Raw genomic sequence first — 14,195 nt, 5'->3', positions numbered from 1 at the left:
AAGCAACTGTCTCTTAGATGAGCAATTGTTTTATGGGTATAATTTTTTGTTAAACTGTCGCCTTTGAAAGAAGCTTATTTAAGCTTTACTCTCTGATCGATACCTTTCTAGAATATCTTTCAGTTTCTGTAAGTCCTTGTTGTTTGCTCTTTTCATCATTAGGGACATAAAGGGTACAAAAACTTTTGAAAAGCCACTCGGAATTCCTTTGTTCCTTAAAGTCATTCTCGTGCTTTCATGGTCAGGTGCTTCCCATGTATAAATGGTCTCCATCGGAAATGGCCCGTTTGCCGTTTTCATCACCATTTTCTCCCCTGGAATCAATTCCTTAATTTCATAGACATAAGCAAGTTCTCTTCCAAGAAATTTTGCTTTAAAGGCAATCTGGCTACCTATTTTCAGCGGTTTTGGTGTTTGCCATTGGGCTGAATGAATATTTACATACCAAGAAGGCGCATTATCTGGGTTCGCTGCATATTCAGACACTTTTTCAATAGGTTGCTTAATGATTATCTCTGTATAGACATCTACCAAGTTTGCTCACCTCACATTGTTTCATCTTCGATCTTCTTAATAATGGATCCTACTCTAAACTTTTGGATTTCGACTTTAAATAGCTGCACCTAGTTATCATTATTTTGTTCAACATAATTTTTCAGCAAGGTCCCAAGAAGATGCTTCCATCCTTTTGTATGATCTTGTTCCCAGTTCTCTTCTAGTAAACCTGAAGCCGTATGGGAGAGTTGAAGCATTGTCCCTCCATCCTCCTCTAAAAGTCGATAGGTATAAGCACTATTTACAGCGCCTTGCATTCCTAGATGACCCTGAAGACGGATTTCTTGTGGAGCATTTACAAAGTATACATTCCCCCAAACAGCTCCCTCCTTTTCACCCCATTTTTCAATTAATTGTCCTCCTGGAACTGCATTAAATGTAAAGTGAGAGAGTACCCCTTTTGGAGCTAAACGAAATTCCCACCAATCTCCAATCTGTTCAGTTAACGCTTTGTAAACCTGCTCTCTCGGGGCATTTATAAATACCTCTTGCTCAATACGGAATACCTGACTTTGCTCGTGTGCTGTCATTTTCAAATCTCCTCCTTTTTGTTCAACCACTGAACGTAAGTTAAGCAGTGAATTGGCTGTTGTTTGTGAATATTTTCCTACCCATCGATTATTCAATTCTTGAAGTGGAACAGCATTTAGGAAATTCCGTCTATACTTTCCTTCACGTCGAACCACGACTAGATTTGCTTCCTCTAATATCGTCAAGTGCTTCATGATTGCATACCTTGTGACTTCGGGGAAATACTCATTTAAATCACCAGTCGTTTTAGCAGATTGCTTCAGAATATCAAGAATACTTCTTCTAATTGGGTGACCTAGGGCTTTAAATAATATAGAAAGTTCGTCTTCCATCACTACGATCCTTTCATTTTTGGTTTTAGATTTCATGTGACTAAAAGGTAACATTTAATATGTGACAAAATAGTAACATGTAAACATTCTGTAGTCAAACTTTTTCTTACTTTTTGCAACCTGCAATAGGGTGATACAAATTTATCAGAAATAAAGGTTTAACTATTTGGGATTCCCGTACACAAAAAAACAAACGGCTTAGTCCTATACTAAACCGTTTGCCTTTCTCTAATCGTTTAACTTAATACTAAAAATGATTCTGAGGTTGAGTTTACTCTTCCCCAATCACTTTCTTAAGTTCCTCCACCATATTCGCCCAACCATATTTTGCACCATTGTACGCTTGGTCTTCTTTTTCGAATCCTGTTTGTTCAAGGTGAAGATAAGTTGTGCCATCCTCTTCCTTTAATGTCCATGTGACGATTGTATCTATCGGGCCTCCTACCCATGTGTAAGAAAGCTTATTAGGCTCGTCCACTACGAGTACTTCACAATCGACAACTAAATTCCACTGTGGGTTTTTGAATTGGCATTTATGACCGACGACTGGTTTAAAATCATTGATCATGACCCATTCTGCTAGCGTTTCTGAATTTGTTAATGCATCCCATACCTTATTGATTGAGCTTGTAAACTTGAAATCTAATGATACTTCTGCCACTTGTTATTCCTCCTCTAATAATAAGTCTTTTAAGCGTGCCACTTTTTCATACCAGAAATTCTCGTAAAAGGATACCCAATCTTTAATTTCCTGAAGGGGCGCAGCATTGAGCCGATACCTCGTTTCTCTACCCACTTTACGGTCAAGAACTAGACCGGCCTCTTTAAGGATTGCTATATGTTTTGAAACAGCGGTACGCCCCATTTGAAAATGAGGGGTCAATTCATGAAGAGGTAGCTCTTCAGCTTCTCCCAATAAGTGCAGCAATTGACGTCTTGTTGGATCTGCAATCGCTACAAATACATCCCGATCCTGACTTTTCTCGCTCAAATTAGCCTCCCCTTAACAATTGGACACCTTTTAGTGTCATAATTATAGGACACTAAAAGGTGTTATGTCAATTTTATTATTCCTATCATGGTTTTTGTTTTATTCTCTTGAGCCTATAAACCTTTTCTCATGCTCAAGCAGCCATTCTTTTCTCCATAAACCGCCTGCGTAACCTGTTAACTTTCCATTTGAGCCGATGATTCGATGGCACGGAATCACAATACTTAACTTATTCTTCCCATTGGCACTTCCGACAGCTCTGATTGCCTTCTCGTTGCCTATCGTGGCTGCGATATCCTTGTAAGATCCCGTTTTGGCGTACGGGATTTCTTTCAATGCGTGCCAGACTGTTTTTTGAAAGTCTGTTCCCTCATAGGCATAAGGGAATGTGAATTCAAACCGCTCACCTTTAAAATACTCATCCAGCTCTTGAAGGCAAAGCTTGAGACTCTCAGGAGTTCCTTCTTCAACAAGTTTTACTGGTTGATCCCGTTCAGCGAATAAGATGGAATAAACAGCTTCCTCTGTTCCGATGATTTCAATTAGTCCAATCGGTGATACATAATCTAACTGATGTAATTTGCTACACATATAAGGACCTCCATAAATAAAAAGTGGCATACGCCTGATGCCCCTCCCAATTTTTTGCGAGCTCTTCAATTTCCTCGAGAGTTGGCTTTCGATCTAGTCCCAATTGAAGCTTTAACGCATTGTGAAGACCGACATCTGCGATTGGAAACGCAGACGTGTGGTGTAGGCATTTCATCATCACATAATCCGCCGTCCAAGCCCCTACCCCTCTTATCGCCATTAAAGATTTTTTCACCTGTTGATTGTCTTGTATATGGAGCAAATCTTCTTTCGTGATCTTGCCCTCCGACATTAATTGAGCAATGCCAATAATATATTCTGCCTTCCTTGTTGTGAACTGGAGTTTTTTTAACTCCTCGATCGATAGCTGCGCGATTGCTTCGATTTCCGGGAATAGCCAGTAGGTATTCCCTTCGAATGAAAAACTCTCTCCAAACTGTTCGATAAAGCGTTTCTTTAACGTATAAGCAAAGGTTAGATTGATTTGTTGGCCGAGAATGGCCCAAGTCAAAGCTTCAAATAATTCTGGAATGCCTATTATTCTTAAACCCCGATATTGGTTCGCAATTTGGTGTAACACCTTATCTTGACTAGCCATTTCATAAAATGGTGCTAACTCTTGGTTCAAATCAAACCAATCAGCTAGATAGGCAACCGCTTTCTCACATACGTTCTGCGTTAATATATTGAATGGGAATTCGACTCGAATGTTTTTTGAGGCTTCCCCAATTTTCATCAAAACCAACTCGCCGTTTATTTTTATCAATTTATATAGGTAGCCATCTCGTATTTGGTGCAGAATCTCATGCTCGGACCTTCCTAAAAATACGAGGCATTCTCTAAAATTGAAATCCATCGGTGGTGTTATTTCCATATACGTCCCATGATTGGTCCACTTCATTGGTGCATCTCTTTTCTCATTAAATTTCGATATTCACTAGGAGAACAGTTTTTCAAGCGGCGAAAGACTTTATAAAAATTCGATGGACTTTGAAAACCAACCTCATAGCAAATCTCAAGGTTCGATTGTTCCGTATTTTTTAGAAGATGGGCCGCTTTATCCACCCGAATTTTTTCTAAATAGGTACGTGGCGTTTCTGAAGTCTCCTTTTTAAACAGCCGCTCAAGATAAAAGGTGCTGATGCCTACATGATTAGCAACATCCTGTAATGTCAGCTTTTGTTTATATTGATTTACTAGGAAGGTAATCACTTTTCTGACAAGTTCCTTATTTGGCGAATGGTCTGCTTCCGGCTGGCACCTTTTACATGCCCGAAAACCAGCCAGTTCTACCTCATGAATGTCATAGTAGAATGCCACGTTGATCTTTTTTGGCTTTCTTGATCGACAGGAAGGACGGCAATAGATTTTGGTTGTCTTCACGGCCGTAAAAAATAACCCGTCATACTTACTGTCACAGTCAATAATCTTCTCCCACATTTCTTCAAAAGACAGCTTGATACTAGCCCCCATCTTACGCTCACCCCTCCTATTTATAAATCTCATAAACATGAGAAATACTCCTAGTTCCTACTACTTGTTCAATATCCGTTTCTAAAAAGGCTATCTATTTGCCTAATAGTGCGTTATCAAGACTAAATCTTATTACTACTAATTCTTTAAGCTTATTACAATTGGTAAGTCCAGGCAAAGACATCACATTTAGTGGCTTATGTAAAGTAGTGATGATGCGATTTCTTAGCGTGGGTTGTTGCCTATTGGAACCCATTTTAACAAGGAAGCTTGCCTCATTTCGTCCTCATTCTTGCTCTTATGGTCCTGTCTAACCATATATCCCGCACCACAACTTCAACTTTCAGAATTGTTTGTGTACCTGGTACACAAACAATTCAATTTTTCGATGGTTCATCATATTATTTGTGGGTAATAAAAGATTAACGCACGAGCATTTCATTAGGATGTGTATAGTAGATGTTTGGAATTTCCAATCTCGTATCTCTTGTTATGTCAGCATTTATCATCTTGCCTATTGTGATCTTCCTTCGGGAAATGAGTTATTTAATTGTCAGTTGGTTATTTGGGGTAAACAATCCAAGGCTAACGATTGGTTCCGGACCTCGGCTATTTAAAATTGGCATTATCGATATTCGCAAATATTATCATGTCTATAGCTGGTTTTCCTATGATGATTTAAAAACCGATAGTAAACTAGCCTACATTTTAGTCTATGCCAGCCCCATTTTTATCAACCTCTCCATTGCCCTGCTCATTAACTTTTTACTAGCCAATGGATGGGGCGAAGAATACAAGACGTTTTGGGACCGCTTTATTTTTTATGCTTTTTATTTTGTTTTATTTGACATCGTTCCTATGTGTACAGTGAATGGTAAGCCAAACAACGGGATGATTATTTATGAATTAATTCGATATGGAAAACGGGTCGACTTCAATACAGAGTCCTTCATCCCAACCACTTCAGAAATGGAGAAGCAACACAAGGAATATATGAAAAAGATTGAAGAAATAAAAAAAGAACGCGAACAAGAAAAGAACAAATAGATTCTGAATAAAACAAAAGATTAAAAAAGCCAACTCCCCATGTTCAAAAATGGAGGGTTGGCTTTCAATTGATCAGTAAGGATTTGTCGCAATGAAGCTTGCATTTTTCACGTAGATACGTGGGTTTAGTTTTAGTTGGTTCACGATAATCTCAGCGATATCTTCAGGCTGCATGAGTTTTGTTTCATCGTTTTCTTTGATTAAGCTCAAGTCATGTGCCAAGTCCGTTGCTACTGTACTTGGTGCTAGTGCCGTTACGCGAATATTGTTGCGGCGAACCTCCTGAGCTAACGATTCTGTAAAGCCGATTACACCAAATTTCGATGCACTATAGGCACTTGAAGTCGCTGCTCCGTTTAAGCCACTTGTTGAAGAAATATTGATAATGTCGCCGTTCTCTTTTTCAAGCAATTGAGGCAACACGGCACGCGTCACATAATAGGTACCCATTAGGTTCACATCAATGATTTTCTTCCACTCTTCGGGCTCCATATCCAATACCGAACCAAATGTGGCAATCCCGGCATTATTGATTAAAATATCCGCATTGCCTAATTCTTTTGCTAGTAAAGTAGCAGCTACTTCCACCTGTTCTTGAGATGAAACATCCGCCATCGCATAAGAAACTTTCACACCTAAGCCTTCAAGTTCTGTAGCCACTTCTCTTAAGCCCGCCTCAGTTCGAGCAATCATACCAATATTGACGCCTTCTTTTGCCAAGGCAATGGCCGTAGCCTTACCAATTCCTCTTGCTCCACCTGTAATAATTGCTACTTTCCCTTGTAATGATTGTGCCATTTGATTTCGGCTCCCTTCCATACAAATTGTAATCTCGCCCCCATTATACTATTTCGGGATAATACAGGCATGGAATTCGCTTCGGGTAAATTGTTTGTGTTGTTTGTGTACCAGGTACAGAAACAATTCGCAATATTTAGAATAATTACGTGTACCTGGTCCTAACTAAATTCTACTTAAATACTTCATCAATTTTCTCTCGATCATAGTTTAAAATCCAGTCATTGTATTGAAGATAAATACCCTGGATCGCTTCTTTTTTCGTTGCGACTAAATCACAGCCTCTGTCATCATATATATGAAAAATGGTCCCTTTCGTAACATTCACAAAATAGAGCCATGTCATATTAGTAGCAAAAAAAGCGTTGATTAAACGTTTGTGATACAGGTCTTTCACCTGACACGTCAAACTATACTGATGTTTACAGATGTCATCATCATCTCCCCTATCAGAAGGCAAAATCTGATGTTGAATGTTGTACTTTAGATTTTTTTCTTTCAAAAATGAAGTGAAAAGCTTCGTTCTCTTCCCTTTCCTCTTGTCATTTATTAGCTGATAATCATGAGCCACTATAAACAACTCATCGTTTTCTTGATGAGTTGCAGAAAAAAGTGTTTTAGCTCGATTATAGACACGCTCAAAATATACCTTGTCATTTTCTTCTTTTGGGTTCCCTAATTCAAAACGCAAACCAATTTCCCAATTATAAAAAAGTGGAGGTGTGAGGAATAAATTCGGGAAACTCTTTTCCATATAATCTTCTAACTTCAACGAATCACCTTTTTCATTTTTTAAGTTTCTTTAAATTGATTATAAATTCAGAAAATAAACTTGTCATTTCCTTTAATATCCATTATTATATATCTAAATGATACATATCTTTTAGATAGGTGTGAAAATAGTGAAACATTATAACGATACGACGTATGCAATTCTAGGCATATTAACTACTGAATGTAAATCCGGTTACGCCATAAAACAGTTGATCGATCGGAGCTTAAATCATTTTTGGAAAATTAGTTATGGCCAAATCTATCCCACTTTAAAATTGATAGTCCAGGAAGAATTAGCTGAAGTCCGTTCTTCGACTAGCCCCGGCAAACCTGACAAAAATGAATACTACCTTACCTCAAAAGGACTCCAAACACTCAAAACTTGGTTGGAGCAGCCGATTGAACAATTGCCAACAGAACGCAATGAAATTTTGCTTAAATTATTTTTTGGCCGCTATCAGGAACAAGACAACCAGATGTTACTTTTACAAAATTACCAACTAGAACTCGAGAAACGCTACCAAACCTATCTCTCTATCGAACAAGCAATTCTCAATCACGAAAGTAAGGACAAGGACTCAGACTACTGGCTGTTCACATTGGATTATGGAAAAAGAACGACCCAAGCTGCAATCGAATGGTGTGAGTTTACTCTTGAAAAAATATCAATGGGGTGATCAATAGTGGCCAAAAAGATTTTTACAGGGCGTTATACAATTGATAATACTGAGGACATTGTCGTTTTCATCATTGGCATGAGAATCAACAAGCGACTGGCCATGCATAAGTGGCTACCAGTTTTCAATGCCATGCCTGGAATGATTAAGGAGCTCTATTCAAACAAAGAAGAACTGGGATTTTTATCGATGGAGAGTTATTTCGGGCTAAGAACAACGGTCATGATTCAATATTGGCGCTCAACCGATGCCCTGCTATCTTACGCTAAAAATGAAAAACATCTTACAGCTTGGAAAAAATTCAACCAAAAAGCTGGCAATAATGATGCGGTTGGAATCTATCATGAAACCTATCAAATAAGTAAAGAAACGTATGAATCGATTTATGTAAATATGCCCCAGTATGGCTTAGGGAAGGCTTTGAATCCAATACCCGTTACTAAAGAAAAGAGTTCCGCTCGTAACCGTCTAAACTATTGAACGAAAAGAGGTCCGCGAACTACTCATAAAAGTTTGCGGCCCTAGTACTTCTAAATCGTGCCACTCAAAAATTCCAACACCTCATTCATTTCCCTAGCATCATCTGCTCCATCCTCTACCGCCCATAGAACCTGAACCGTTAGAAGTGCCACAGCCGCTTTTCTTAAGCGCTGCTCGTCTAATTCTTGCTTATTGGACAATTGCTTCACTCGAGATTCCAGCAATTCGAAGTCTCCATTTAAATCGTTAAATAAAAACGAGATATAATCAAAGTAAAGATCTCCCTGCACCCCTTTTGGATCAATAATCAACCAGCCTCGTTCCTGATCAAATAAGATGTTTTCGTGATGTAGATCCCCATGTAAGTGCACATGCCCATCAGACGTGGCTTCAATTTCCTTTTTAAAGTGAAGTGCTGTTTCAATTTGCTCCTGTGTAATGAAATCATTTTGAACCGGGTTGACTAAGGCATTAAACCAATTATGTATATGGGGTAACTCTTCTGACGGCTGTCTGTTTAACTTGTTCCACGCATCCAGATAGATGTCGATTTGATTTTCTTTTTCAACTTCTTTCAGCATCTTACCCGGGCTTAGTCGTTCAAGTAATAGGCATCCAAGTTGATCATCATGGTTATATAATTTTACGAATCCATCACCCTGAAATTCTCTCGATGCCTTTATTTCATTTGAGAAATCATATCCCGGAATGCCAACTTTCAATACGAGTGAACGGTTCATGGCATCCGTTACGTACGCTACGTAGTTATAAGACAAATTCGATGGTTCCCCTTCTATAGTTAACCCCCATTGATGACAAATCACCTTCAATTTCTCCGGTAATTGTTTTAGCCACTGCTCTCCAAAATCACCAAAAGCAGCTTTTATTTTCTCTTCAAATTTTCTATTCATCCGTTATTCTCCTTTTTATGTAACGGGATACCCTACTTCCTTAAAACACTTTTCAACTCTCTTTAACGATTCAATATCAATCAATGGAATCCCTTCACAATAACGACAAGTGTATGAAAAATAAGAAAACCTCTAACACTATTTTAATACTAGCATTAGAGGTCTTCTTATCATTCAATAGAATTTAACGTTTATTCATCATCAATCTCGCCATCACCGATTTCATCTTCTTCTTCTACCTCTTCAATGTGCTCTCCTTCTTCAAGTTCATCATCACCACAACCCACCAAAGAGAACACCGAAAACGATAAGAACGTCATCAACAATAACTTTTTCATTTAGGAATAACCTCCTTTTTCAATAAGGTTCCCCTATTCGGTATAAAATAAAACCTGCTTTAAACAATATCGCATCCTGTCATGAAAAAGCCGACTCCTATATGGAATCGGCTCTCGATGAATGGTCACGCAACACTTTCAATATTCAGAATTGTTTATGTACCTGGTACACAAAAAAAATACACATCAATTTCTTGTAGATTGATGTGTAATCCTATAATGCATATAAAACAAGCGAATTATCTATAAAAGTTAAACAAAGCACCTATCTGTCTAACGATATTGATTCCTTCGGATAATTTACCTGCATGGTCCATCATTCTATTCATGTCTGGTCTTCTTCTTCGAGGTCCTTGCTGTGGATAGCCTCCTGGCTGTTCCGCATAACCTTGTGGTGGTTGCGGATAGCCCCCAGCTTGTTGTGGGTATCCTTGATGTTGCTGTGGATAGCCCTGAGCCTGTTGCGGGTATCCTTGATGTTGCTGTGGATAGCCCCCCGGCTGTTCCTGATTATATAGGTAAGGATTGTTGGGTCTTCTCATTTGGTTTGGTGGCCCATAACTTTGTCTATTAGCTGGTGGATTTGCTCCCCTCCTCGGATCTTGCGAGAATGCTCTTCTTCTCTCATCTGGCGGAAAAAACGGCATCAATCTTTTCACCCCCTATTAGGATTCATCTTTTTCTCTAGTATATGTGTGAACTTTTTAATGGATTAGACTTTAGAAGAATTTGATTCTAAACTTAAAAGTAACCCACTAAAGCTTTCACTTTAATGGGTTACATCATTTAACTAACTTCTATTTATATAGCTTCTTATGGCAATAAAGAGGAAGGCACTTCCCACAAATGCCCTGTATTATCAGCATAGACACCGATAATTTCTTGTCTTTCACCATACTTAATAATATATATCGTTTTTCCATTATGCTCTGTAGTATTTAAAAGTTCTATCTTCGTACCGTCTTTTTCCATATGGGTTTTTACTTCTTCCCACGTTAGGTGAATCGGCTCTTCTTCTAGTGAAACCCATTTATAATTATCCATTACCCATCTTTCATCTTCCTTGACTAACGTAAAGTAGACTGAACTACCCCCTGCAACCATATGATCGAATTCGATGGAAGAGGCTACAACACGTTCACTTGAGTTTTCATGTACAGTAAAACGTATATCTAAAGCAGCATATGGATATGGAGGTACATCACAAGAACAATAAAAATCATTTTTCGCATCTTTTAAGAATCCATCCGTAAAATTTTCAGATGCATATTTTAATAGTTCTGGTCTTAAAATAGTAAAATCGGGATGGTTTTCAAATGACCAATTATGTTCTTCCCCTAAACGATTGAATGTGTCAATAATTCCAGACAGGGTCTCATTTACAACTTTCTTTGCTTCTTTTTTAGAAAGAATACCCAGCTCACCATGCACCTTTGCTTTTGCCTGTTTGGCTAACTCATCCAATGAATCACCATTACCAGCTGTGTTTAAGGCCGTTTCACTAACCGTATTCAATTCAATTTGATTCATCTTATATAAAAAAGTAATGACTTGAGCGCGAGTGAGATCATTTTTATAACCGAAAAATTCTAATACATGTTCTTTTTTATCATGATTTTGTCCAGTAGAAACTTGATGATCTAACAAAAACTGAATCGAATTCTCTAAATCCAAACGATCATGGCCTAAATAAACTAAGGCTTGCGCAACTAAGCCTCTCTTCGCTGGCAGATTTCTTAGCGAATGATCGAAATAGCCATTCAAAGGTACTCCATATGAAGCTAAGGAATTATATACAGGATCTGCCCAATGTTTGGCAGGAGTCTCTTTAGTAAGCTGTTTGTCTACCTTATTTAATTCGAAGAAATTTTGTAACATGACTGCAAATTGTGCCTCACTCACTTTATTGTTCGGCCCAAAATTCCCATCTTCATAGCCACTCACAATGCTATTTGCCTTTGCCCAAGCGACTGCCTCATATGCATAGTGATCTTCTTTGACATCCGGGAAACTAGCCATGGCTTTCTTCGGTATCTCGTTCGTCCCAGAGGTGTCCGCCAGAGCATTTGATTGGATACTCATAGCAAAACTAAGACATATTATCGAAACTAGTATACTAAAAAGCTTTTTCATAGAGACCTCCTACTAACTTGTATATTTTTAGGAAAAATCAACATAATACTATTCTATGTATCAACGAAGCTAGAAATTCTTCCCAATTTCTGTTGGAATCTACTTAACAACCGTTACTCTAAAAAAAGCATCTCATACTAAATTTCATTTCCCTAAAACACAAAGTTAAAACCTATCACTACTTCAAATGGGATATAATGGATATATGCTTTTAGTTTATTTTTAAATGGAGGGTCTATGAAAACTTTAATTCGTGGTGAAAAAGTAAATGTATCTGATTTTACTTCTACAACTCAATTAGAAGTAGAGGTGAATGTCGCATCAAATTTTGAAATGGATATTACGTGTTTTGGGCTAGACCAGAAAAAGCAACTGACTGACGATCGATATATGATTTTTTACAATCAATTAAATTCCCCATCCAACGAAATTCAACTTAGAAATCTTGGGAACGGCAGCGGATCATTTTTTATTGATCTAGCCACTATCCCTTCTTCCATCCATTATCTCGTTTTTACAGCAACAATCGACGGAAACGGAACAATGGGAATGATTCAAAACGGTTTCCTAAAAATTAAAGCAGAAAATCAAACGCTACTTGACTATTCCTTTACTGCAAATGATTTCAAAAACGAAAAAGCTGTGATTATCACTGAAATTTATAATTATAAGTCCATATGGAAGGTTTCATCTGTTGGGAGTGGCTTTGATGGAGGGCTTGCTGCTTTATTAACAAGCTTTGGCGGTACTGCTTCAGAAGAACAGGCTGCCATCTCTGCAACAGCGCAAGAGCCAATTTCTGCTGCATCGACGGCTTCCGCTGCACCAGTACTTGATAAGAAAGTTCTACTTGAGAAAAAGATGGAACAAAAGGCACCGAAATTATTGGATCTTTCAAAAAAAGCCAAAATTTTACTAGAAAAAGTCGGGCTTCAAAATCATACTGCGAAGGTTGCACTTTGCCTTGATATTTCTGGCTCTATGTCAAAAATGTACCGCTCGGGCAAGATTCAAGAATTTGTTGAAAGAATCTTGGCACTAGGGACTCGCTTTGATGATGACGGCTCCATTGATGTGTTTTTATTCGGCAAAAATGCCTATGACGCAGGGGAAATCACCATCGATAACTTTAATGGCTCTGTAGACCGGTTAATCAAGCAGTATCCACTGGAGGGCAATACGTTCTACGGGAAAGCCATGAAAATTATCCGCAAAAATTATGTAGGTTCCGGTGGCAAACGTGACAAACCCTACCCGCAAAAGCACCCCGTTTATGTAATGTTTGTTACGGACGGTGCCCCATTTGATAGAGCTGATGCAACGAACCATATCCAATATTCGTCCTATGAGCCGATTTTCTGGCAGTTCATGGCCATTGGTAAGTCAAACAAAAGTGCAAAAAAGAAAAGTGGCTTCTTTAATAGTATTTTCCAATCTGATTTCACCTTCTTGGAGCAATTAGACGAATTAAGTGGCCGCTATCTAGATAATGCCAACTTCTTTAGTGTAGAGGATCCACTGGAGGTTTCGGACACAGAGCTCTACGATTTACTTATGACTGAATATCCTGCTTGGGTAAAAACGGCTTCCCAAAAAGGGTTAATCGAATAAAATAAACGACTTAGGATCTTCGAATGACCAAATATAATCGAATCTCATCTTTAGGAGGCAACAATGTCCAGTATTTCATTAAGAAAAGAGAAAGTAAAAGTCGTCCTTACAAAGAAAAATTTAACCGGTGTTCGAGCAAAAGTTGGACTCGTTCTAGACATTTCTGGTTCCATGAGACGTCTCTATAAAGTCGGGGAGGTACAAGAAGCTGTAGAACGAATTGCAGCTGTGGCCTCCCAGTTTGATGATGATGGCTCTTTGGACATTTGGGTATATGACAATGAATTCGCTCGTCTGCCTGAAGTAACAGAGCACAACTTGCTTGGCTATGTTGAAAAGAACATTTTGAATAATGGGGAAATCCACAAATTCGGCCGTAACGATGAGCCACAAGTGATGGCTGATGTGATGAAAAAATACACGGTTGAAGAACCTAATGATGAACCCGTTTTCTTAATATTCATCAATGATGGTGGCTGTAAACCTGGGATCAAGAAATTTATCGTAGAATCCTCTACCAAGCCAATCTTTTGGCAATTTGTAGGCATTGGTGACGCCAATTTTGATGTACTCCGCAAATTGGACACAATGGAAGGACGCTTTATTGACAACGCAAGCTTCTTCCACTTCGAGGATATCGAAAAAGTTACAGATGAACAGCTTTACGACAATTTGTTAAACGAATTCCCCTCTTGGCTTAAAGAGGCAAAGGAAAAAGGAATTATATAACTTATATAGTTCTAAAAAAAATGAAAGGTTACCCAGACTGTCTTGAAAACGCTTGTCAGACAAGGCGGGAAGCCGAGTGAAGACTCGAATAGAACCTAAAGCTCATGAGAGGACGAATGAGGCAACCAACGCAGTATGCGAGCGTTTGTCAACAGTCTGAACCCTTGTTAAGCTCTTGCTTAGCAAGGGTTTTTTCATTTTTTTAGGAAGCTTCTCAATTTATT

18 protein-coding genes are annotated in these 14,195 nt (G+C 38.5%); 5 read left to right on the top strand and 13 right to left on the bottom strand.

All coding sequences use genetic code 11. The features are described 5' to 3' along the window. Window positions 1-78 precede the first annotated feature (78 nt). The 7 genes from C1N55_RS02025 to C1N55_RS01995 form a co-directional block, all read right to left on the bottom strand. A complete protein-coding gene (locus tag C1N55_RS02025) occupies window positions 79-534 on the bottom strand; it encodes an SRPBCC family protein (protein WP_137727257.1) in 456 nt (151 codons plus the stop codon). A gap of 89 nt (window positions 535-623) precedes the next feature. After that, a complete protein-coding gene (locus C1N55_RS02020) occupies window positions 624-1,418 on the bottom strand; it encodes an SRPBCC domain-containing protein (RefSeq protein ID WP_137730498.1) in 795 nt (264 codons plus the stop codon). Window positions 1,419-1,689: 271 nt separating this feature from the next. Next, entirely contained in the window at window positions 1,690-2,079 is a 390-nt protein-coding gene (locus tag C1N55_RS02015; RefSeq protein WP_137727256.1) for an SRPBCC family protein, read from the bottom strand. Between the two features lie 3 nt (window positions 2,080-2,082). Beyond that, entirely contained in the window at window positions 2,083-2,409 is a 327-nt protein-coding gene (locus tag C1N55_RS02010; protein WP_137727255.1) for an ArsR/SmtB family transcription factor, read from the bottom strand. A 99-nt stretch (window positions 2,410-2,508) separates the two neighbouring features. Then, window positions 2,509-3,000: a methylated-DNA--[protein]-cysteine S-methyltransferase gene (locus C1N55_RS02005; protein ID WP_137727254.1), complete on the bottom strand. Its 492-nt coding sequence runs from the start codon at window positions 2,998-3,000 to the stop codon at window positions 2,509-2,511. Beyond that, the gene (locus C1N55_RS02000; protein ID WP_137727253.1) at window positions 2,993-3,901 is read right to left on the bottom strand and encodes a DNA-3-methyladenine glycosylase family protein; all 909 of its coding nucleotides are present in this window, start codon (window positions 3,899-3,901) and stop codon (window positions 2,993-2,995) included. Before C1N55_RS02000 ends, C1N55_RS02005 begins: the two co-directional genes overlap by 8 nt. Further along, window positions 3,898-4,473, bottom strand: coding sequence for a bifunctional transcriptional activator/DNA repair enzyme AdaA (locus tag C1N55_RS01995; protein WP_137727252.1), 576 nt, complete (start codon window positions 4,471-4,473; stop codon window positions 3,898-3,900). Before C1N55_RS01995 ends, C1N55_RS02000 begins: the two co-directional genes overlap by 4 nt. Before the next feature lie 459 nt (window positions 4,474-4,932). Here C1N55_RS01995 and C1N55_RS01990 point away from each other — a divergent pair, with 459 nt between their 5' ends. After that, window positions 4,933-5,520, top strand: coding sequence for a hypothetical protein (locus C1N55_RS01990; RefSeq protein WP_137727251.1), 588 nt, complete (start codon window positions 4,933-4,935; stop codon window positions 5,518-5,520). Between the two features lie 72 nt (window positions 5,521-5,592). Here the strand turns inward: C1N55_RS01990 and C1N55_RS01985 are convergent, their stop codons facing one another. Both C1N55_RS01985 and C1N55_RS01980 read right to left on the bottom strand, forming a co-directional pair. Beyond that, entirely contained in the window at window positions 5,593-6,318 is a 726-nt protein-coding gene (locus C1N55_RS01985) for a 3-ketoacyl-ACP reductase (protein ID WP_137727250.1), read from the bottom strand. 172 nt (window positions 6,319-6,490) lie between these two features. Then, complete coding sequence (locus C1N55_RS01980) at window positions 6,491-7,090, bottom strand: DUF3885 domain-containing protein (protein ID WP_137727249.1); 600 nt, start codon at window positions 7,088-7,090, stop codon at window positions 6,491-6,493. 130 nt (window positions 7,091-7,220) lie between these two features. Between C1N55_RS01980 and C1N55_RS01975 the strand changes: the two genes are divergently transcribed. Together C1N55_RS01975 and C1N55_RS01970 are read left to right on the top strand one after the other, a co-directional pair. Then, window positions 7,221-7,769 carry a PadR family transcriptional regulator gene (locus C1N55_RS01975; protein ID WP_137727248.1) on the top strand — a complete coding sequence of 183 codons (549 nt, stop codon included), beginning with the start codon at window positions 7,221-7,223 and terminating at the stop codon, window positions 7,767-7,769. 6 nt (window positions 7,770-7,775) lie between these two features. Next, entirely contained in the window at window positions 7,776-8,249 is a 474-nt protein-coding gene (locus C1N55_RS01970; protein ID WP_137727247.1) for a DUF4188 domain-containing protein, read from the top strand. Window positions 8,250-8,299: 50 nt separating this feature from the next. Here C1N55_RS01970 and C1N55_RS01965 read toward each other — a convergent pair whose 3' ends face one another. The 4 genes from C1N55_RS01965 to C1N55_RS01955 form a co-directional block, all read right to left on the bottom strand. After that, window positions 8,300-9,160 carry an aminoglycoside phosphotransferase family protein gene (locus C1N55_RS01965; RefSeq protein ID WP_137727246.1) on the bottom strand — a complete coding sequence of 287 codons (861 nt, stop codon included), beginning with the start codon at window positions 9,158-9,160 and terminating at the stop codon, window positions 8,300-8,302. A 191-nt stretch (window positions 9,161-9,351) separates the two neighbouring features. Further along, the gene (locus C1N55_RS20420) at window positions 9,352-9,498 is read right to left on the bottom strand and encodes a hypothetical protein (RefSeq protein ID WP_168193775.1); all 147 of its coding nucleotides are present in this window, start codon (window positions 9,496-9,498) and stop codon (window positions 9,352-9,354) included. Between the two features lie 239 nt (window positions 9,499-9,737). Further along, window positions 9,738-10,148, bottom strand: coding sequence for a hypothetical protein (locus C1N55_RS20415; RefSeq protein ID WP_168193752.1), 411 nt, complete (start codon window positions 10,146-10,148; stop codon window positions 9,738-9,740). Between the two features lie 163 nt (window positions 10,149-10,311). Then, window positions 10,312-11,631 carry an S-layer homology domain-containing protein gene (locus C1N55_RS01955; protein WP_137727245.1) on the bottom strand — a complete coding sequence of 440 codons (1,320 nt, stop codon included), beginning with the start codon at window positions 11,629-11,631 and terminating at the stop codon, window positions 10,312-10,314. A 237-nt stretch (window positions 11,632-11,868) separates the two neighbouring features. Between C1N55_RS01955 and C1N55_RS01950 the strand changes: the two genes are divergently transcribed. Together C1N55_RS01950 and C1N55_RS01945 are read left to right on the top strand one after the other, a co-directional pair. Further along, window positions 11,869-13,242, top strand: coding sequence for a VWA domain-containing protein (locus tag C1N55_RS01950; RefSeq protein WP_137727244.1), 1,374 nt, complete (start codon window positions 11,869-11,871; stop codon window positions 13,240-13,242). A gap of 63 nt (window positions 13,243-13,305) precedes the next feature. After that, on the top strand, window positions 13,306-13,971 hold the full coding sequence (locus C1N55_RS01945; protein WP_137727243.1) for a vWA domain-containing protein: 666 nt from the start codon (window positions 13,306-13,308) through the stop codon (window positions 13,969-13,971). The last annotated feature ends 224 nt before the right edge of the window (window positions 13,972-14,195 follow it).

Origin of the sequence: Lysinibacillus sp. SGAir0095 (assembly GCF_005491425.1) — a bacterium.
In the GTDB taxonomy this organism is placed as follows: Bacteria; Bacillota; Bacilli; order Bacillales_A; family Planococcaceae; genus Ureibacillus.
The sequence above is the reverse complement of the archived record's forward strand: the minus strand, read 5'-3'. Positions and strand labels throughout refer to the sequence as shown.

Excerpts from the sequence above, each read along its gene's own strand:
- C1N55_RS02020 (WP_137730498.1), bottom strand. The coding sequence starts at position 1,418 with ATGGAAGACGAACTTTCTATATTATTTAAAGCCCTAGGTCACCCAATT.
- C1N55_RS02005 (WP_137727254.1), bottom strand. The coding sequence starts at position 3,000 with ATGTGTAGCAAATTACATCAGTTAGATTATGTATCACCGATTGGACTA.
- C1N55_RS02000 (WP_137727253.1), bottom strand. The coding sequence starts at position 3,901 with ATGAAGTGGACCAATCATGGGACGTATATGGAAATAACACCACCGATG.
- C1N55_RS01995 (WP_137727252.1), bottom strand. The coding sequence starts at position 4,473 with ATGGGGGCTAGTATCAAGCTGTCTTTTGAAGAAATGTGGGAGAAGATT.
- C1N55_RS01990 (WP_137727251.1), top strand. The coding sequence starts at position 4,933 with ATGTTTGGAATTTCCAATCTCGTATCTCTTGTTATGTCAGCATTTATC.
- C1N55_RS01985 (WP_137727250.1), bottom strand. The coding sequence starts at position 6,318 with ATGGCACAATCATTACAAGGGAAAGTAGCAATTATTACAGGTGGAGCA.
- C1N55_RS01965 (WP_137727246.1), bottom strand. The coding sequence starts at position 9,160 with ATGAATAGAAAATTTGAAGAGAAAATAAAAGCTGCTTTTGGTGATTTT.
- C1N55_RS20420 (WP_168193775.1), bottom strand. The coding sequence starts at position 9,498 with ATGAAAAAGTTATTGTTGATGACGTTCTTATCGTTTTCGGTGTTCTCT.
- C1N55_RS01955 (WP_137727245.1), bottom strand. The coding sequence starts at position 11,631 with ATGAAAAAGCTTTTTAGTATACTAGTTTCGATAATATGTCTTAGTTTT.
- C1N55_RS01950 (WP_137727244.1), top strand. The coding sequence starts at position 11,869 with ATGAAAACTTTAATTCGTGGTGAAAAAGTAAATGTATCTGATTTTACT.
- C1N55_RS01945 (WP_137727243.1), top strand. The coding sequence starts at position 13,306 with ATGTCCAGTATTTCATTAAGAAAAGAGAAAGTAAAAGTCGTCCTTACA.